At 70.7% G+C, this 18,519-nt stretch carries 18 protein-coding genes; 12 read left to right on the forward strand and 6 right to left on the reverse strand.

Annotated elements, in window-relative coordinates; translation table 11 throughout:
- The 3 genes from L942_RS12365 (at position 1) to L942_RS12375 (ending at position 3,845) form a co-directional block, all read left to right on the forward strand.
- The gene (locus L942_RS12365; RefSeq protein ID WP_037359185.1) at positions 1-981 is read left to right on the forward strand and encodes a heme o synthase; all 981 of its coding nucleotides are present in this window, start codon (positions 1-3) and stop codon (positions 979-981) included.
- Positions 982-1,079: 98 nt separating this feature from the next.
- Positions 1,080-3,320, forward strand: a complete 2,241-nt coding sequence (locus tag L942_RS12370) for a HelD family protein (RefSeq protein WP_037359187.1) — start codon at positions 1,080-1,082, stop codon at positions 3,318-3,320.
- A gap of 9 nt (positions 3,321-3,329) precedes the next feature.
- Positions 3,330-3,845, forward strand: coding sequence for an FKBP-type peptidyl-prolyl cis-trans isomerase (locus tag L942_RS12375; protein ID WP_037359188.1), 516 nt, complete (start codon positions 3,330-3,332; stop codon positions 3,843-3,845).
- Between the two features lie 23 nt (positions 3,846-3,868).
- On the opposite strand, the gene L942_RS12380 is transcribed toward L942_RS12375, so the two are convergent.
- A complete protein-coding gene (locus tag L942_RS12380) occupies positions 3,869-4,840 on the reverse strand; it encodes a quinone oxidoreductase family protein (RefSeq protein ID WP_037359191.1) in 972 nt (323 codons plus the stop codon).
- A 92-nt stretch (positions 4,841-4,932) separates the two neighbouring features.
- On the opposite strand from L942_RS12380, the gene L942_RS12385 reads away from it, so the two are divergent.
- Positions 4,933-5,250, forward strand: a complete 318-nt coding sequence (locus L942_RS12385; protein WP_037359194.1) for a hypothetical protein — start codon at positions 4,933-4,935, stop codon at positions 5,248-5,250.
- Complete coding sequence (locus L942_RS12390; RefSeq protein ID WP_037359196.1) at positions 5,247-6,110, forward strand: ATP-grasp domain-containing protein; 864 nt, start codon at positions 5,247-5,249, stop codon at positions 6,108-6,110. The genes L942_RS12385 and L942_RS12390 overlap by 4 nt, the downstream gene beginning before the upstream one ends.
- 80 nt (positions 6,111-6,190) lie before the next feature.
- On the opposite strand, the gene L942_RS12395 is transcribed toward L942_RS12390, so the two are convergent.
- From L942_RS12395 to mptB, 5 genes are all read right to left on the reverse strand, one after another.
- Positions 6,191-7,123 carry an acyl-CoA desaturase gene (locus L942_RS12395; protein ID WP_037359198.1) on the reverse strand — a complete coding sequence of 311 codons (933 nt, stop codon included), beginning with the start codon at positions 7,121-7,123 and terminating at the stop codon, positions 6,191-6,193.
- 95 nt (positions 7,124-7,218) lie between these two features.
- Positions 7,219-8,190, reverse strand: a complete 972-nt coding sequence (locus L942_RS12400) for a COX15/CtaA family protein (protein WP_037359200.1) — start codon at positions 8,188-8,190, stop codon at positions 7,219-7,221.
- Between the two features lie 149 nt (positions 8,191-8,339).
- The gene (locus L942_RS12405; protein ID WP_037359202.1) at positions 8,340-9,128 is read right to left on the reverse strand and encodes an ABC transporter permease; all 789 of its coding nucleotides are present in this window, start codon (positions 9,126-9,128) and stop codon (positions 8,340-8,342) included.
- Positions 9,125-10,051, reverse strand: a complete 927-nt coding sequence (locus tag L942_RS12410; RefSeq protein WP_037359205.1) for an ABC transporter ATP-binding protein — start codon at positions 10,049-10,051, stop codon at positions 9,125-9,127. Before L942_RS12410 ends, L942_RS12405 begins: the two co-directional genes overlap by 4 nt.
- 6 nt (positions 10,052-10,057) lie before the next feature.
- Positions 10,058-11,668, reverse strand: coding sequence for a polyprenol phosphomannose-dependent alpha 1,6 mannosyltransferase MptB (gene mptB / locus L942_RS12415; protein ID WP_037359358.1), 1,611 nt, complete (start codon positions 11,666-11,668; stop codon positions 10,058-10,060).
- A gap of 274 nt (positions 11,669-11,942) precedes the next feature.
- Here mptB and L942_RS12420 point away from each other — a divergent pair, with 274 nt between their 5' ends.
- The 7 genes from L942_RS12420 to L942_RS12450 are packed head-to-tail and all read left to right on the forward strand — an operon-like array spanning position 11,943 to position 18,417.
- Entirely contained in the window at positions 11,943-12,794 is an 852-nt protein-coding gene (locus tag L942_RS12420) for a helix-turn-helix transcriptional regulator (RefSeq protein ID WP_037359208.1), read from the forward strand.
- A complete protein-coding gene (gene sufB, locus L942_RS12425; RefSeq protein ID WP_037359210.1) occupies positions 12,791-14,239 on the forward strand; it encodes a Fe-S cluster assembly protein SufB in 1,449 nt (482 codons plus the stop codon). The genes L942_RS12420 and sufB overlap by 4 nt, the downstream gene beginning before the upstream one ends.
- Entirely contained in the window at positions 14,240-15,412 is a 1,173-nt protein-coding gene (sufD, locus tag L942_RS12430) for a Fe-S cluster assembly protein SufD (protein ID WP_037359213.1), read from the forward strand.
- Positions 15,413-15,453: 41 nt separating this feature from the next.
- Positions 15,454-16,224: a Fe-S cluster assembly ATPase SufC gene (gene sufC / locus L942_RS12435; protein ID WP_037359215.1), complete on the forward strand. Its 771-nt coding sequence runs from the start codon at positions 15,454-15,456 to the stop codon at positions 16,222-16,224.
- Positions 16,225-16,274: 50 nt separating this feature from the next.
- Positions 16,275-17,576: a cysteine desulfurase gene (locus L942_RS12440; protein ID WP_037359218.1), complete on the forward strand. Its 1,302-nt coding sequence runs from the start codon at positions 16,275-16,277 to the stop codon at positions 17,574-17,576.
- Entirely contained in the window at positions 17,573-18,022 is a 450-nt protein-coding gene (gene sufU / locus L942_RS12445) for a Fe-S cluster assembly sulfur transfer protein SufU (RefSeq protein WP_009075916.1), read from the forward strand. Before L942_RS12440 ends, sufU begins: the two co-directional genes overlap by 4 nt.
- A complete protein-coding gene (locus L942_RS12450; RefSeq protein ID WP_037359221.1) occupies positions 18,019-18,417 on the forward strand; it encodes a metal-sulfur cluster assembly factor in 399 nt (132 codons plus the stop codon). The genes sufU and L942_RS12450 overlap by 4 nt, the downstream gene beginning before the upstream one ends.
- Positions 18,418-18,519 lie beyond the last annotated feature (102 nt).

An 18,519-nucleotide genomic window follows, 5' to 3' on the forward strand; every position in this document is an offset into this window, starting at 1 on the left:
ATGTCGTTGGTGAACGCTGCGCACGGACGCAGTGAAGACACCAGCGCCGTACCCCCGGACGGCGGACGGCCGAGCGGGGCCCGGCGAAGCTTCCGCCAGGTGGCCGGCGCGTACGCCGCGCTGGCGAAGCCGCGCGTGATCGAGCTTCTCCTCGTCACCACGATCCCCGCGATGTTCCTCGCCGGGCGCGAGGTGCCGAACCCGTGGCTGGTGGTCGCGACGCTGGTCGGCGGCACCATGGCCGCGGGCAGCGCGAACGCGCTCAACTGCGTGATCGACAGCGACATCGACAAGGTCATGAACCGCACCAAGCGGCGGCCGCTGGTGAAGGACGCGGTGCCGCGGCGCAACGCGCTGGTCTTCGGCCTGGTCCTGGGCCTCGCCTCGTTCGCCGTGCTGTACTTCACGGTGAACCTGCTGGCGGCGGTCCTCGCGATCGCGACCATCCTGTTCTACATCTTCGTCTACACCCTGGGCCTCAAGCGGCGGACGTCGCAGAACGTGGTCTGGGGCGGGGCGGCGGGCTGCATGCCGGTGCTGATCGGCTGGGTCGCGGTCACCGGAACCGTGCAGTGGCCCGCGTTCGTGATGTTCGGCGTGATCTTCTTCTGGACCCCGCCGCACACCTGGGCGCTGGGCATGAAGTACCGCGACGACTACGAGCGCGCGGGCGTGCCGATGCTCCCGGTCGTCGCGACCGCCGAGCACGTGGCCCGGCAGATCGTCATCTACTCGTGGGTGATGGTCGCCTGGACGCTGCTGCTGCTTCCGGTCACCAGCTGGCTGTACGCGACGTTCGCGATCCTCGCCGGCGGCTGGTTCCTCTTCTACGCCCACCGGCTGCAGGCCGCCGTGCACCGCGGCGAGGAGACCAAGCCGATGGCGCTGTTCCATCGCTCGAACACGTACCTGATGATCGTGTTCGTCGCGCTGGCGGTCGACTCGGCGATCGGCTTGCCGGTCCTCGGCCTTCCTTTCTGACCCGTTCCCACCCGTTTCGCGCCGGGCAGGAATGGCCCGGGATCCTCGCCGGTTGCACTCTTCCGGCCCCGATCCCGACCTGAAAGCAGGAGCTTTCCTTGCCCGAGGAACCGGCCTACGAAGCCGAGCTGCGCCGCGAGCAGGCCTACACCGACGCCTTGTTCGCGAAGCTCGATTCCGAACGCGCCCAGGCCCAGCGCCGCCTGGACGAGACGCTGCGCCAGACCGGCGGGACGCCGCAGGCGCGCACCGAACGCGAAGCCGCCACGACCCTGTACAGCGACCGGCTGGCCCAGCTCGGCTCGGTCGAGCAGGGCTTGTGCTTCGGGCGGCTGGACTTCGTGCCCGGCAGCAGCGAGGAGGAGACCGCCTACATCGGGCGGCTCGGGCTGTTCGACGAGGACGACGACTACCGGCCGCTGCTGATCGACTGGCGCGCGCCGGTCGCGCGGCCGTTCTACCTCGCCACCGCCGCGTCGCCGGACGGGGTGCGCCGCCGCCGGCACCTGCGTTCGCTGAGCCGGCGCGTCACCGGATTCGACGACGAGATCCTCGACCTCACCGCCGCTGACCAGGGCCAGGACCTCGGGCTCGCCGGGGAAGCCGCGTTGCTGGCCGCGCTGGAGCGCCGCCGGACCGGCGAAATGGCCGACATCGTCGCCACCATCCAGGCCGAGCAGGACCGGATCATCCGCGCGCCGCTCGGCGGGGTGATGGTGGTGCAGGGCGCGCCGGGCACCGGAAAGACCGCGGTCGCGCTGCACCGCGCGGCGTACCTGCTCTACACGCACCGCCAGCAGCTGACCACGCGCGGCGTGCTGGTCGTCGGCCCGAACTCGACCTTCCTGCGTTACATCGGCCAGGTGCTGCCGTCGCTCGGCGAGACCGGCGTGCTGCTGTCGACCATCGGGCAGCTGTGGCCGGGGCTGGACGCGGACGGCGTCGACAGCCCGGAAGCGGCCGAGGTGAAGGGCCGGCTGGTGATGACCGAGGTGCTCGCCAAGGCGGTCCGGGATCGGCAAGGTGTACCCGATCCGGTGATCGAAATCGAGCACGAACGCGAGATCCTCAAGCTCGACCGGAAGACCTGCGCGCAAGCCCGTGCCCGGGCCCGGCGTTCGCGGCGGCCGCACAACCTCGCGCGGCGGCTGTTCGTGTCCGACGTGCTCGACGCGCTCACCCGGCAGGCCGCGCGCTCGCTGGGCGAGGACCTGCTGGACGCGCAGGACGTCCAGGACATCCGCGCCGAGCTGGCCTCGAGCCCGGCAGTGGCCGCGGCGCTGGACTCGTTGTGGCCGAAGCTGACCCCGGCGGGCTTGCTCGACGACCTGTTCGCCGATCGCGAACACCTCGACCGCGCGGCCGGCGAACTGCTGTCCGAAGAGGACCGGAAGCATCTGGAAAGCGGCCGCGACGCGAAGTGGACGCCCGCCGACGTGCCGCTGCTGGACGAATTGGCGGAGCTGCTCGGCAACGACGACTCCGAGGAACAGGCGGAGCAGAAGCGCCGGGAACGCGTCGAGCGCGCGTATGCCGAGGGCGTGCTGGACATCCTCGAACAGGACGAGGAAATCCAGGACGAGGAGATCCTGCGGGTGTCCGACGTCCTGGACGCCGAGTTGTTCGCCGAACGCCAGCAAGCGCGCAGCGAACTGACCGCGGCGCAGCGGGCCGCGCAGGACCGGACCTGGACGTTCGGGCACGTGATCGTGGACGAGGCGCAGGAACTGTCCGCGATGGACTGGCGGCTGCTGATGCGCCGGACGCCGAACCGGTCGATGACGCTGGTCGGCGACGTCGCGCAGACCGGGGCCGCCGGGGGAGCGCGGACGTGGGACGAGGTGCTCTCGCCGTACGTCGCGGACCGCTGGCGGCTCGAGCAGCTGACGGTGAACTACCGGACCCCGGCGGAGATCATGGCGGTGGCGGCGGGCGTGCTCGCCGAACTCGACGTGGATCTGGCCGCGCCCGCGTCGGTGCGCGAGACCGGGGTGCCGCCGTGGGGCGTGAAGGTCGATTCGCTGGAGGAGGAACTGCCTTCGCTGGTGGACGCGGAACTGTCCGCTGTGGACGGTGGCACGGTCGCGGTGCTGGTGCCGGGCGGCCGGTTCGACGAGGTGCGGAAGCTGCTGCCGGAGGACGAGCGGCTGAGCGTGCTGACTGTCGACCGCGCCAAGGGGCTGGAGTTCGACGGCGTCGTGCTGGTGTCGCCGGACGAGATCGTGGCGGGCTCGGCGCGCGGGCTCAACGACCTGTACGTGGCGCTGACCCGGGCGACGCAACGGCTCGGCGTGGTGCGGACTGGTCCGGCGGTCCCTGCTCTCGGCGGCCTTGGCTGATCTTCCGGCATGCAGAAATTCGGCAGGACAGCCGTTCTCGGTGTGTGCGTGGCAGTCGCCGTGTTCGGCCTCTCGGCCTGCGGCGGCGAAAGCAACGCGGCTCCGGCGGCCCCGACCCGCGAATGCACCGCGGACGACATCAAGACCACCGGGAACTTCGGGCAGGTCCCCACGATCACCATCCCGGACGGCTGCGCTCCGCCGAAGAAGCTGCTCACCAAGGACCTCTCCGCGGGCACCGGGAAGGCCGCGGCCGCCGGGTCGAAGCTGTCCATGAACTACCTGGTCGTCACCTGGTCGAACAAGAAGAAGCTGGACAGCTCGTTCGACCGCGGCGAGCCGTTCGGCCTCGATCTCGGGGCCGGCCAGGTGATCGAGGGCTGGGACCAGGGTCTCGTCGGCGTCAAACAGGGCGGGCGGCGGCTGATGATCATCCCGCCCGCCCTGGCGTACAAGGACGGCGGCCGCGGCATCGCGCCCAACGAGACGCTGGTGTTCGTGACCGACGCTCTTTCGGTTTCCTGAGCGCCGCGCTGTCGGTTCCTGAATCAGGGGAGCAGCAGCAGCTTCCCGGTCGTCCGACGTCCCTGCAGGTCCTCGTGGGCCTTGCGGGCGTCGGCGAGCGGGTAGCGGCCGCCGATGCGGACGTTCAGCGAACCGTCCTGCACGGCGGCGAACAGTTCGCGGGCGCGCCAGTCGAGTTCCTCGCGGGTGCGCAGGTAGTGGGCGAGAGTCGGGCGGGTCAGGAAGAGCGAACCGCCGGAGTTGAGCCGCTGCGGGTCGATCGGCGGCACCGGGCCGCTGGCCGCGCCGAACAGCGCCAGCGTGCCGCGGATCTTGAGGCTGGCGAGGCTGCCGTCCACGGTGCTCTTGCCGACCCCGTCGTAGACCACCGCGACGCCTTCGCCGTTGGTCAGCTCGCGGGTCACGGCGGCGAAGTCCTCGCGGTCGTAGCGGATCACGTGGTCCGCGCCCGCGCCGCGGGCCAGTTCGGCTTTCTCGTCGGTGGACACCGTGGCCAGCACGCGCGCGCCGCGGGCTTTCGCCAGCTGCACCAGCAGCAACCCGACGCCGCCGGCGGCCGCGTGGACGAGGATGTCGTCGCCTGCTTTGACTTCGTAGGTCGAGCGCACCAGGTAGTGCGCGGTCATGCCCTGCAGCATCGTGGCCGCGGCGAGCTCGTCCGACACTCCTTCGGGCACCTTCACCGTTTCGCTGGCCGGGACCACCGCGCGCTGGGCGTAGCTGCCGAGCACGCCCTGCCAGGCCACGTGGTCGCCGGGGGCGAATTCGGTGACGCCCTCGCCGATCTCCACGACCGTGCCCGCGCCTTCGGATCCGAGCACGAACGGCAGATCGATCGGGTAGATGCCCTGGCGCTGATAGGTGTCGATGTAGTTGACGCCCGCCGCGGCGAGTTCGACCAGCAGTTCGCCCGGACCTGGCGGGCCGGGCTCGATCTCGGCCAGTTCCAGCACTTCCGGTCCGCCGGTCCGGGTCACCTGCACTGCGGTCGGCATGGTTCCTCCTCGAGATGTGCGCGTCCGTCGTCCACTATGGCCGAGAACACGGTGGGGCCGCGGGGGCGGGGGTCTCGGGTTAAGCTCCGGACGTGGCTGAGGAGACCGAAAACACGCCGACCGCGCCGACTGCCCGCCAGCTGGCGACCGCTCGCGACTTCGTGGCCCGGCACGGCAAACCGGCGCGCGCCGTGGTCGAGAACATCGGCATCGCCGGTGCGCGGGTCGTGCTCGTGGGCCCGGACGGGGCGATGGGCGACGTGCTGGTCGCCGGGGTCGAGACCGGGACCGCGCTGGTCGAGCAGGTCGACGACCTCGAGGCCGCGGAATGGGACAGCGAGACCGTGAAGACGGTCAAAATCGGCGCCGCGCACCGGCGCAAGATGGCCGGGCCGCGAGCGGGCCGGTGACCCGCCCGGCGATTTTCGTCGGCTGCGCCGCGCTGCCCGAGGGCGACGGCGACGAGGCCGCGGTGCTGCCCGCGCTCGCGGACCTCGGCTTCTCCGTGAGCTGGGCGGCCTGGGATTCGGACGCCGACTTCGCCTCGGCGGACCTCGTCGTGCTGCGCGCCGCCTGGGACTATCCGGAACGCCGCGACGAGTTCCTCAGCTGGTGCGAGACTGTGCCAGGCCTGAGCAATCCGGCCGCGGTCGTGCGGTGGAACACGGACAAGACGTACCTCGGCGAACTGCTCGACGCGGGCGTGCCGACGGTGCCGGTCGAGATCGTGCCGCCGGGGGAGAAGCCGCGGTGGCCGAAGAAGCCGTTCGTGGTGAAGCCCTCGGTGGGCGCGGGCGGCCGCGGGGCCGCCCGGTTCTCCGCGCCCGGCTCGGACGCGGAGCAGCACCTGCGCACGTTGCACGACGACGGGCGGACGGCTTTGGTCCAGCCGTATCAGTCCAGTGTGGACGCTCAGGGCGAGATCGCGGTGACGTATTTCGGCGGCGTTTATTCGCACGCCTTCACCAAATTCGCGCCGCTGGAGTCCGCAATGGACAGTTCCGGGCTGTACCGGGAGGAGCGGCTCGCGGCCGCCGTTCCGGCCCCGGAAGTGCGCGCGGTGGCGGAGGACGCGCTGGACGCGGCTTGCGGGCTGCTCGGGATCCTGCGGGCGGAACTCCTGTACGCGCGCGTGGACCTGGTCCGCGGGGACGACGGCCGCCCACTGGTGCTGGAACTGGAGCTGACTGAGCCGTCGCTGGGTTTCCGGTATGCGGACGCGGGTGCGCCGCTCCGGTTCGCGTCTGCGATGCGGCAGCAACTCGCCTAGTCCTGCCCCGGCAATGCTTAATGGTCCGTGAAGGGCTCCTTGCGGGAATCTGATTCCCTCAAGGAGCCCTTCACGGACGGTCAGCCGGGCTGCACGCGTTTGGCGGCAAGTCGCTCTGCGCGGGGCCAGCGGACGTCGGTTGCCCAGCCGAGGCGTTCGAAGGCCCAGATCACCCGCGCCGAGACGTCTACCTGGCCGCGCAGTACGCCGTGGCGGGCGCAGGTCGGGTCGGCGTGGTGGGAGTTGTGCCACGACTCGCCCATGGACAGCAGGGCCAGCGGCCAGAAGTTCGCCGCGCGGTCGCGGCTGGCGAACGGGCGGTCGCCGATCAGGTGGCACACCGAGTTCACCGACCAGGTCACGTGGTGCAGGAACGCGATCCGCACCAGCCCGGCCCAGAAGAACGCCGTCAGCGCGCCCTGCCAGGTGCCGCTGAACGCCCAGCCGAGCGCGGCGGGCAGGGCGAGGCTGAGGGTGATCCACAGCCAGAAGAACCGGTTCACCAGGCGCAGGTCGCGGTCGCCGACGAGGTCCGGGGCGAAGCGGTCGGCGTTGGTCACCTCGCGCTGGAACATCCAGCCCATGTGCGCGTGCCAGAACCCGCGCAGCAGCGCCGCGGGCGACGTGCCGAACAGCCACGGCGAATGCGGATCGCCCTCGCGGTCGGAGAACGCGTGGTGGCGGCGGTGGCTCGCGACCCAGAAAATCACCGAACCCTGCACCGCCATGCTGCCCGCGATGGCGAGCGCGATCCGCAGCGGACGGCCCGCTTTGAACGCGCCGTGCGTGAAGTAGCGGTGGTACCCGACGGTCACGCCGAGGGTGGCGAGCACGTAGAAAACGGTCGCGAGGATCAGGTCGGTCCAGCCGATGCCCCATCCCCACAGCAGCGGCACGGCGGCGATCAGCGCGGCGAACGGCACGAGCAGGAACGTCTTGAGCACGAGCATTTCGGCGGTCCCGCGACGGCCGGAGAGAAGGGGTTTCGCGGCACGGGCAGGGGCGGTCGGCATGGCGGCACCTCGGGCTTTTCGGAAAGCCGGACGGCGACGACGGTAAGCCGCGGACCTGTCCGCCGGGCCGACGCTTAGTTACGCCTGGATGACCGTCAGCTCGCGGTGGCGAGTTCCCGCTTCTCCGCCGGCTCCAGCGACGTGACCGGGCCGCGGTCGCGGGTGCCCGTCCACAGCACCGCCGTCACGACGATCACGAGCGCCGACCCCAGCACGTGGAACGACACCATCGCCTCGGGCACGCCCAGCGCGTACTGCACCGTCCCGAGAACGCCCTGCAGCAGCGCGACGATCCACACCCAGCTGTAGCGCTGCCACACGCTCTTCGGCGCGCCGACCCGCATGAGCGTGAGCCCGAAGACGCCGAGCACGACGAGGTACGCGATCAGCAACCCGCTGTGGATCCGGGCCAGCTGCTCGATCGGGGCGTCGAGCCGGTGGGTGTTGACGTCGCCGCCGTGCGGGCCGGCTCCGGTGACGGTCGTGCCGGCGATCAGCACCGCCCACATCAGCACCGTCAGCAGCACCAGCATCTGCCGTCCCAGCTTCGGGACCAGCGGGCGCGCGGGTTCGTCGCCTTCGCGGAACGCCTTCAGCAGCAGCACCGCCAGCCACACGAGCGGCGTGGAGGCGAGGAAGTGGATCGCGACCGTCCACCATTCCAGTTTCGCCAGCACGGTCAGGCCGCCGATGACCGCCTGCAGCACGACGCCGCCGGGCATCGTCCAGGCGAGCTTCACCAGCCGCTTGCGCTCCGGGTGGTCGATCTGGATCCGCCACGCGGTGAGCACCGCCAGCGCCGCCACCACGATCACGACGCCGGTCAGCATCCGGTTGGAGAACTCGATCCACTGGGTGAGCGCGTCGATCCCGGAGTGCCGCACCGGGACCAGGCTGCCCGCGACGCACTGCGGCCAGGTCGGGCACCCGAGCCCGGACCCGGTCACCCGCACCACGGACCCGGTGACGCCGATGCCTGCCTGCGTGACCACCGCGGCGATCCCGACGCCGCGCTGGACCCCGGCGGACGGATACGGCAGGCGGGCGATCAAACTGCGAAGGGACACGCCGAAAGAATACTCGCGCGCGTTTTCCGCGGTTCACGCGGCGGTATTCTTCCGCCCGGATTTGCCAGCGTGCGCAAGGAATCGGGTGCGGCGGCGGTCACATTTCCCGGGGATTTCCGTGCGGTGCTCCGGAAATCGGCGGGTGAGATTCAGGTGAGTTTCGTCGTCCGGGTCGCCAAGGCTCCGGCCGCCGCGGCCCATACCAGCAGCACCGCCGCCGGTCCGACCGGGAACTGGCCGTCCACCAGTGCCGCGCGCATGCCTTCGGCCAGCGCGCCCGACGGCAGCAGCGACACCACGAGCCCGACCCCGGACGGCAGCGCCGACGGGGCCAGCAGGATCCCGCCCGCGAGCAGCAGCACGAACCACACGATGTTCGCCAGCGCCAGCACGGCTTCCGCTCGCAGCGCACCGCCCAGCAGCACGCCCAGCGCGCCGAACGCCAGCGTTCCCAGCACCAGCAGCACGACCGCGGAGCCGATCCCGGCGGCCGACGGCGACCAGCCCAGGAACGCCGCCACCACGCCGAGCACGATCGACTGCAGCACCACCACGACCAGCGCCGCCACCACCCGTCCGGCCACCAGCAGCCAGCGCGGCAGCGCCGTCGCCGAAAGCCGCTTCAGCACGCCGTACCGCCGGTCGAAGCCGAGCGCGATCGCCTGCCCGGTGAACGCCGACGACATCACCGCCAGCGCGAGGATCCGCGGCGTCATCCAGTCCACTTTGGACGTCGAGCCGAGCTGGCTCGCGGGCAGGATGTCCAGCAGGCTCAGGCCGATCAGCAGGGCGAGCGGGATGATCAGGGTGAGCAGCAGCTGCTCGCCGTGCCGCAGGGTCAGCGCGGCCTCGACGCGCGCGTGCGTGCGCAGCATCTTGCCGAGCGAGCCGCGGCCGGGCGCGGGGGCGAAAGTGCCCGCGGGGAACGGAGAACTCATGCGCGCAGCTCCCGTCCGGTGAGTTCGAGGAACACTTCTTCGAGCGTCCGCCGTCCGACTTGCAGTTGTTCGGGCAGCACGCCCTGCTGCGCGCACCAGGCGGTGACGGCGGAGACCACCTGCGGGTCGACCGCGCCCTCCACCAGGTACGAGCCGGGCGCGGTTTCGCTGACCCGGTACCCCTCCGGCAGCGCGGCTTCGAGCAGCGTCGTGTCGAGTTTCGTGCGGGCGCGGAACCGCAGCTGCGCCGCCTCGCCCGCTTCCAGCGTCAGCGAATGCGGCGTGCCTTCGACGACCACCTTGCCGTGGTCGACGATCACCACCTGGTCGGCCAGCGTTTCCGCTTCCTCCATCAGGTGGGTGGTGAGCAGGACGCTCACGCCGTCCGCGCGCAGGGCCGCGAGCAGGTCCCAGACCAGCCGCCGCGCCTGCGGGTCCATCCCGGCGGTGGGCTCGTCCAGGAACACCAGCTCCGGGCGGCCGACGAGCGCGCACGCCAGCGAAAGCCGTTGCTGCTGCCCGCCGGAGAGCCGCTTGAACGGCGTCCGCTTCGCGCCGGCCAGCCCGAGCACGTCGAGCAGCCAGGCCGGATCGTGCGGGTTCGCCGCGCAGGAAGCGACCAGCCGCAGCATTTCCTCCGCGCGCACGCCCGGGTACGCGCCGCCGCCCTGGGGCATGATGCCGACGCGCGGGCGGAGCCGGGAGCTGTCCGCGACGGGGTCGAGGCCGAGCACGCGCACCTGGCCCGCGTCAGGTCTGCGGAAACCCTCGCAAATCTCGACAGTGGTCGTTTTTCCGGCGCCGTTCGGCCCGAGCAGGGCCAGCAGGGAACCACGCTCCATGCGCAGGTCGATGCCGTCGACCGCGGTGGTGGAGCCGTAGCTTTTCGCCAAGCCGGAGATCTCGACGGCGGGGTTGTCCACAACGGCTCACGATACGACGTCAGCGGGCGCGCGCGGTGCCGGGGACGCCGGAGGTGTCCTGGACAACAGCAGCGGCGAAACGCGGTACACGATCGCGAGGCCGCCGAGCGTCACCAGTGCGGCCGCGCCGTAGGCCCACGGCAGGATGTAGGAGCGGCCGTCGAAGGTGCCGCCGGTGGGCGGCAGCAGGAACGGCAGCCCGGCGCTGATGACCGTGGCGACCACCCGGAACCGCGACGTCCCGGCCGCCGCGGCGAGCGGGATCACCGCCCACAGCAGGTACCAGGGCTGGAGGTTGATCTGCAGGATCATCGCCGCGCCCAGCGAAACGCCGAGGCCGATGATCGGCCGGTAGCGCCATTTGAAGCTGGCCCACAGGAATTTGACCGTGATCACCGCGGTGATCGCGTTGCCGAGCGTGCCGAGGATCGGCACCAGCGCGTCGGTGTGGTTGCCGAGCCCGAGCGAGATGCCGAGGACGCCGCTGAGGTTCGCGATCTCCGCGGTGGGGGAGATGAACGACCGCACCAGCGCCGGCGTGCTCGCGGTGGCGGCGATCCAGCCGAAGCCGAGCCCGGTGCCGAGGCAGATGGCGACCATCACGACCCCGAACAGCAGCGCCATCGGCGCGCCCGCCCGGACCAGGTCCTTCAGCCGGCCGTGCCATCGGCGCGCGACCATCACCGAAAGGAACGGCAACGCCAGCACGGCCGGGATTTTCACGGTGGCGCCGACGGTGATGATGACGACGCCGAGCGCGATGAACAGCAGTTCGCCCTTCGCCAGCGGCGGCGGGCTGTCGCCCTTCACCCGCACCGGCAGCCGCCGGATGCCGATCTCCAGCCCGGCCACCATGAGCCCGATGGCCAGCGAATCGTTGTGCGCGCCGGCGACGAAATGGAAGATCAGCAACGGGTTCGCCGCGCCGAGCCACAGCGCGGTGGCCGGCTGCACGCCGAACCGCCGGGCCAGCCGCGGCACCGCCCACACGATCAGCAGCACCCCGACCATCGCGAGACCGCGCTGCAGCAGCACGCCGGCCACGATGTTGTTGCCGCCGACCGGAGCGAGCCAGCCGCCGAGCCGCAGCAGCAGCGGCCCGTACGGGGCGGGCGTCTCGCGCCAGATGTTGGTGACGCCCGCGGTCAGCGGGTCCGCGACGCCGAGCGCCTGCGCCGGGCCCAGCTGGTAGGGGTCCATGCCGCGGTGCACGATCTCGCTCTGCGCGAGGTAGCTGTAGACGTCGCGGGAGAACAGCGGCGGGATCAGCAGCAGTGGCGCGACCCACATCGCGACGGTGCGGGCGAGCTGGCCGCTGGTGGCCAGCCGCGCGCTCGCCGGACGGGCGAACCGGGCGAGCATCAGCCAGCTCAGCACCAGGATGCCCATCCCGGAGAACGCGATCGCCAGCGAGACCGTGGGGATCCGGATGAACAGCCGCAGCACCGGAAGGTCCTGCACCGGGTTGATCACCGGCGCGGCCCCGGCCCCCAGCGAGCCGAGCGCGAGGAACAGCGAGCCGACGGTGCCGAAGCGGCGGACCACGTCGAGGCCGCGGGTCTCGGCGGCGTTCAGCGGATCGGTGCGGCGCGGGCCGACCGGGGACGGCGCGGGCACGGCGGCGGGAGCGTCGCCGGAATAGTCCGGTTCCGCGGCCCGTTGGTCCGGGTGTTCGCCGACTGCCACGCCCGGAAGCGTATCGAGCCCGGTTCGGGCCTGGTATCGAGCCGTTCGGTCCCTCGCGCCGGGACCGATCGCTCCCGGTACGGGCCGGCGAGAGCGGATTCGCGGACCGGCGGGCACGGGCGGGCCGCTCCGGTGTCGCGTGAGTCAGGTCACTGGGCGACGCCCCGCCTTTGCCCGGGGGCCGGAAATAAGACACACTTGTGTTGTGAAAAAGAACGGGACGGTCGGCGAGGGGCGCGGCGAGCAGCCGCGCGCCGCGGCTGTCGGCGTTCCCGTGCAGGTCAGCGCCGCGAACGTGGCCGAGGGCCGCACCCGGCACGAGGTCGCCCGGCTGCTGCTGGAGCAGGGCCCGATGACCGCAGCGGTGGTCGCCGAGCAGCTCGGCATCAGCCCGACGGCGATCCGCCGGCACCTCGACGCGCTGCAGGCCGACGGCGAGGCCGAGACCCGCGACGCCCCGCGCAAGGGCCCGCGCGGCCGCGGCCGCCCGGCCAAGCTGTTCCTGCTCACCGAGGCGGGCCGGGCCCGGTTCGGGCACGCCTACGACGACCTCGCGGTGTCGGCCATCCGCTTCCTCGCCGAGCACGCCGGCCCGGACGCGGTGCGCGCGTTCGCCGAGCGCCGGGTCGAGGGACTGGTCGGGCCGCACCGGCAGGCGATCACCGGATCGGCTGATCCGGTCGTACGCGCCGAGGCCCTCGCGACCGCGCTGAGCAGGGAGGGCTACGCTGCCTCGACCCGCCAGGTCGGCGCGGGAACCCCGGTCGCCCACGCAGGCGCGCAGCTCTGCCAGCACCACTGCCCGGTCGCGCACGTCGCCGCGGAATTCCCGCAGCTGTGCGAGGCCGAGACGGAAGCGTTCGCGAAGCTGCTGGGCACCCACGTCCAGCGGCTGGCGACCATCGCGCGCGGAGACAACGCGTGCACCACACACGTACCCGCCGGACCGGCGGGTATCCCGGCCCATCCCGAGCCGGACCGCACGACGCCCGGAAAAGCGGCTCCTCCGCCGGAAGGGCACGCACCACGGATCCCGAATGGAGGGAAACCCGCATGACTGCCGCTGCCGAGCAGCGCACTCCCACCACCGAGCCGTTGAGCCAGGAAGAGACCATCGCGTCCCTTGGCAAATACGCCTTCGGCTGGGCGGACTCCGACGAGGCGGGCGCCAGCGCGCGCCGCGGCCTGAACGAGGATGTCGTCCGCGACATCTCCGCCAAGAAGTCCGAGCCCGAGTGGATGCGCGACGCCCGATTGAAGGCGCTCAAGCTGTTCGACCTCAAGCCGATGCCGAACTGGGGCGCCGACCTGTCGGGGATCGACTTCGACAACATCAAGTACTTCGTGCGGTCCACCGAGAAGCAGGCGGCCAGCTGGGAAGACCTGCCCGAGGACATCAAGAACACCTACGACAAGCTGGGCATCCCCGAGGCGGAGAAGCAGCGCCTCGTGGCCGGCGTCGCCGCGCAGTACGAGTCCGAGGTCGTCTACCACCAGATCCGCGAGGACCTGGAGGAGCAGGGCGTGCTGTTCCTGGACACCGACACCGCGCTCAAGGAGCACCCGGAGATCTTCCAGGAGTACTTCGGCTCCGTGATCCCGGCCGGCGACAACAAGTTCTCCGCGCTGAACACGGCGGTGTGGTCCGGCGGCTCGTTCATCTACGTGCCGAAGGGCGTGCACGTCGAGATCCCGCTGCAGGCCTACTTCCGGATCAACACCGAGAACATGGGCCAGTTCGAGCGGACGCTGATCATCGTCGACGAGGACGCCTACGTCCACTACGTCGAGGGCTGCACCGCGCCGATCTACCAGTCGGACTCGCTGCACTCCGCGGTCGTCGAGATCATCGTGAAGAAGGGCGCCCGCTGCCGCTACACGACGATCCAGAACTGGTCGAACAACGTCTACAACCTGGTCACCAAGCGCGCCAAGTGCGAAGAGGGCGCGACCATGGAGTGGGTCGACGGCAACATCGGCTCCAAGGTGACCATGAAGTACCCGTCGGTCTTCCTGATGGGCGAGCACGCCAAGGGCGAGGTCCTCTCGGTCGCGTTCGCGGGCGAGGGCCAGCACCAGGACGCCGGGGCGAAGATGGAGCACCTCGCGCCGCACACGTCCTCGACCATCGTGTCGAAGTCGGTCGCGCGCGGCGGCGGCCGCACGTCCTACCGCGGCCTGGTCAAGGTCGCCAAGCGGGCGCACCACTCGCGCTCCAGCGTGGTCTGCGACGCCCTGCTGGTGGACACCATCTCGCGGTCGGACACGTACCCGTACGTGGACATCCGCAACGACGAGGTGTCCATGGGCCACGAGGCCACCGTGTCCAAGGTCAGCGAAGAGCAGCTGTTCTACCTGATGTCCCGCGGCCTGGCCGAGGACGAGGCCATGGCGATGATCGTGCGCGGGTTCGTCGAGCCGATCGCGCGCGAGCTGCCGATGGAGTACGCGCTCGAGCTGAACCGCCTGATCGAGCTGCAGATGGAAGGGTCCGTCGGCTAAATGTCCGTGGCAGAGAACAACGTTTCCGAAGCCATCCGCGAGGGGGCCGTCGTCCCGGCGGCCTCCCGCGCGGAGCGGTTCACTTCTTACGACGTCGAGGCCTTCGAGGTCCCCGGCGGCCGTGAGGAGAACTGGCGCTTCACGCCGATGAAGCGCCTGCGCGGCCTGCACGACGGGTCCGCCGTCGCTTCCGGCGAGATCACGCTGGAGACCGAGGCCGCGCCGGAGCTGAAGATCGAGACCGTCGGCCGCGACGACGCCCGCCTCGGCGAGGCGGGCGTGCCCAGCGACCGCATCGCGGCGCAGGCGTACTCGTCCTTCGCCAAGGCCACGATCGTCACCGTGCCGAAGGAGACCGAGGCGTCGAAGCCGTCGGTGCTGCGGGTGCACGGCCCGGGCGAGGGCAAGGTCGCCTACGGCCACCTGCAGGTGCGCGCCGAGGCGTTCGCCAGCGCGGTGATCGTGCTCGACCACGTCGGCTCCGGCACCTACGCGGACAACGTCGAGTTCGTCATCGGCGACTCGGCCAAGATCACCGTCGTCAGCGTCCAGGACTGGGCCGACGACGCGGTGCACGTGTCCGAGCAGCACCTGCGGCTGGGCCGCGACGCGACGCTCAAGCACACCGTGGTCACCCTCGGCGGCGACCTGGTGCGCGTGTCGCCCACGGCGACCTTCGCCGACCGCGGCGGCGACGTCGAGATGCTCGGCCTGTACTTCGCCGACGCCGGCCAGCACCAGGAACACCGGCTGTTCGTGGACCACGCGGTGCCGAACTGCAAGTCCAACGTGATGTACAAGGGCGCCCTGCAGGGCGACGACGCGCACACGGTGTGGATCGGCGACGTGCTGATCCGGGCGGCCGCCGAGGCCACCGACACCTACGAGCTGAACCGCAACCTCGTGCTCACCCCCGGCGCGCGCGCCGACTCGGTGCCGAACCTCGAGATCGAGACCGGCGAGATCGAGGGCGCGGGCCACGCGAGCGCCACGGGAAGGTTTGACGACGAGCAGTTGTTCTACCTCCAGTCGCGCGGGATCGGCGAGGAGGCCGCGCGGCGGCTGGTCGTGCGCGGGTTCTTCCACGAGATCCTGGCCCGCATCGGCGTGCCGGAGGTGCGCGAGCGCCTCGAGGCCGCGATCGAGGCCGAGCTCGAAGCCGTGGGCGCCTGAGCCCGTCGTCCGTCCACTTCAGACTCTTTAGGAACAGCAGAATGGCTACCCTGGAAATCAAGGACCTGCACGCTTCGGTGACCACCGAAGACGGAGCCAAGGAGATCCTCAAGGGCGTCAACCTGACCATCCGGTCCGGCGAGACGCACGCGATCATGGGCCCGAACGGCTCCGGCAAGTCCACCCTGTCCTACGCGATCGCCGGCCACCCGAAGTACACGGTGACCTCCGGCGAGGTGCTGCTGGACGGCGAGAACGTGCTCGAGATGAGCGTCGACGAGCGCGCCCGCGCCGGCCTCTTCCTCGCCATGCAGTACCCGGTCGAGGTGCCCGGCGTCTCGATGTCGAACTTCCTGCGCACCGCTGCCACCGCGGTCCGGGGCGAGGCTCCCAAGCTGCGCCACTGGGTCAAGGAGGTCAAGGAGGAGATGGGCAAGCTCGGCATCTCCCAGGAATTCGCCGAGCGCTCGGTGAACGAGGGCTTCTCCGGCGGCGAGAAGAAGCGCCACGAGATCCTGCAGCTGGCGCTGCTCAAGCCGAAGTTCGCCATCCTCGACGAGACCGACTCCGGCCTCGACGTCGACGCGCTGCGCGTCGTGTCCGAGGGCGTCAACGAGTACAAGGCGGGCAACGAGGTCGGCGTCATGCTGATCACGCACTACACCCGCATCCTGCGGCACATCACGCCGGACTTCGTGCACGTCTTCGCCGACGGCAAGATCGTCGAGTCCGGCGGCCGCGAGCTGGCCGACGAGCTGGAGGAGAACGGCTACGTCAAGTACGTCGGCTCTCCCGAGCCGGCCAAGGCCTGACGCTTCCCGCGCCCCGTTCCCGACGACACCGCGAGAGAGGAGTTGGCTCGATGACCACCACGGCTTCGAACAGCCCGACCAACTCTGTTCCCCTTGACGTGGCGGCACTGCGTGCCGACTTCCCGATCCTGACGCGCACCGTGCGCGACGGGAAACCCTTGGTGTACCTCGACTCCGGAGCGACTTCGCAACGGCCGGTGCAGGTGCTCGACGCGGAACGGCGGTACGTGTTCACGTCGAACTCGGCCGTGCACCGCGGCGCGCACCAGCTGTCCGAAGAGGCCACCGACGCCTACGAATCCGCGCGCGCCAAGGTCGCGGAGTTCGTCGGCACGGACCCGGAGGAGCTGGTGTTCACCAAGAACGCCACCGAGGGCATCAACCTCGTGGCGTACGCGATGAGCAACGCGGCCACCGCCGGTCCGGAGGCGGAGCGGTTCCGGATCGGCGAGGGCGACGAGATCGTCATCACCGAGATGGAGCACCACGCGAACCTGGTGCCGTGGCAGCAGCTGTGCCAGCGCACCGGGGCGACGCTGAAGTGGTTCAAGGTGACGCCCGAGGGCAGGCTCGACCTGTCCGAGCTGGACGGCGTGATCACGCCGCGCACGAAGGTGGTCGCGTTCGCGCACCAGTCCAACGTGCTCGGCACGGTCAACCCGGTGGCCGAGCTGGTGGCCAAGGCCAAGGAGGTCGGCGCGCTGACCGTGCTGGACGCCTGCCAGTCGGTGCCGCACTTCGCGGTCGATTTCCACGCGCTGGACGTCGACTTCGCGGTGTTCTCCGGGCACAAGATGCTGGGCCCGTCCGGGATCGGCGTGCTGTACGGCCGGACCGAACTGCTGTCGGCGATGCCGCCGTTCCTGACCGGCGGGTCGATGATCGAGCTGGTCACGATGGAGCGCACCACGTTCGCCGCGCCGCCGCAGCGGTTCGAGGCCGGGGTGCCGATGACGTCGCAGGCGATCGGACTCGGCGCGGCGGTGGACTACCTGTCCGCCGTCGGGATGGACCGCGTCGCGGCGCACGAGCACGAGCTGGCCGCGGCGGCGATCGCGGGCATCAGCGAGATCCCGGGCGTGCGCATCGTCGGGCCGACCGGCCTGGAGGACCGCGGCGCGACCGTCGCGTTCGTGATCGACGGCGTGCACCCGCACGACGCCGGCCAGGTGCTCGACAGCCTCGGCATCGCGGTGCGGGTGGGGCACCACTGCGCGTGGCCGCTGCACCGGGCCTGTTCGGTGCCGGCGACCGTGCGGGCGAGCTTCTACCTGTACAACACGCTGTCCGAAGTGGACGCGCTGGTCGCCGGGATCCGCGAGGCGCAGAAGTTCTTCGGGGTGGACCAGTGAACCTGGAGAGCATGTACCAGGAGATCATCCTGGACCACTACAAGAACCCGCACGGCCGCGGTCTGCGCGATCCGTTCGACGCGGAGTCGTTCCAGGTCAACCCGACCTGCGGCGACGAGATCACCTTGCGGGTGAAGGTCAGCGACGGCAAGGTCGAGGACGTGTCGTACGACGGGCAGGGCTGCTCGATCAGCCAGGCGTCCGCGTCGGTGCTGACCGACCTGGTCGTCGGGCACACGGTCGACGAGGCGTTCGCGACCATGGACGCCTTCGTGGAGCTGATGCAGGGCAAGGGCAAGGTCGAACCGGACGAGGACGTACTGGAGGACGGCGTCGCGTTCGCCGGCGTCGCGAAGTACCCGGCGCGCGTGAAGTGCGCCCTGCTCGGCTGGATGGCGTTCAAGGACGCGGTGTCCAGCACCACCACAGGAGCTGAGAAGGCATGAGCGAAGAGACGGCCACCGACCCGCGCGAGGGGCGCACCGCCGCGGACCTGCCCGAGCAGGCCGCCGCCGTCCCCGCGGACATCGCCAAGATCGAGGACGTCGAGGAAGCGATGCGCGACGTCGTCGACCCGGAACTCGGCATCAACGTCGTGGACCTCGGCCTGGTCTACGACATCCGGGTGGAACCCGACAACACCGCGACGCTGGACATGACGCTCACGTCCGCGGCCTGCCCGCTCACCGACGTGATCGAGGACCAGACGTCGGCGGCGCTGACGTCCGGCGGCCTGGTGAACGACTTCCGGATCAACTGGGTCTGGATGCCGCCGTGGGGCCCGGAAAAGATCACCGACGACGGCCGCGAGCAGTTGCGGGCGCTCGGTTTCACGGTCTGAGGTTCGTGGTTCGAGGAGGCCGCTCCCGGTTCGCCGGGGGCGGCCTTCGGCGTATCCGGGATTGGTGCGTTCGGGCGCATGCGGGCGGAACGCCCGGATTCT

Origin of the sequence: Amycolatopsis orientalis DSM 43388 (assembly GCF_000411975.1) — a bacterium.
GTDB classification, from domain to species: Bacteria; Actinomycetota; Actinomycetes; order Mycobacteriales; family Pseudonocardiaceae; genus Amycolatopsis; species Amycolatopsis orientalis_D.

Coding starts and splice junctions, on each gene's coding strand:
- L942_RS12365 (WP_037359185.1), top strand. CDS start 1: ATGTCGTTGGTGAACGCTGCGCACGGACGCAGTGAAGACACCAGCGCC.
- L942_RS12375 (WP_037359188.1), top strand. CDS start 3,330: ATGCAGAAATTCGGCAGGACAGCCGTTCTCGGTGTGTGCGTGGCAGTC.
- L942_RS12380 (WP_037359191.1), bottom strand. CDS start 4,840: ATGCCGACCGCAGTGCAGGTGACCCGGACCGGCGGACCGGAAGTGCTG.
- L942_RS12395 (WP_037359198.1), bottom strand. CDS start 7,123: ATGCCGACCGCCCCTGCCCGTGCCGCGAAACCCCTTCTCTCCGGCCGT.
- L942_RS12405 (WP_037359202.1), bottom strand. CDS start 9,128: ATGAGTTCTCCGTTCCCCGCGGGCACTTTCGCCCCCGCGCCCGGCCGC.
- sufB (WP_037359210.1), top strand. CDS start 12,791: ATGACTGCCGCTGCCGAGCAGCGCACTCCCACCACCGAGCCGTTGAGC.
- sufD (WP_037359213.1), top strand. CDS start 14,240: ATGTCCGTGGCAGAGAACAACGTTTCCGAAGCCATCCGCGAGGGGGCC.
- sufC (WP_037359215.1), top strand. CDS start 15,454: ATGGCTACCCTGGAAATCAAGGACCTGCACGCTTCGGTGACCACCGAA.
- L942_RS12440 (WP_037359218.1), top strand. CDS start 16,275: ATGACCACCACGGCTTCGAACAGCCCGACCAACTCTGTTCCCCTTGAC.
- L942_RS12450 (WP_037359221.1), top strand. CDS start 18,019: ATGAGCGAAGAGACGGCCACCGACCCGCGCGAGGGGCGCACCGCCGCG.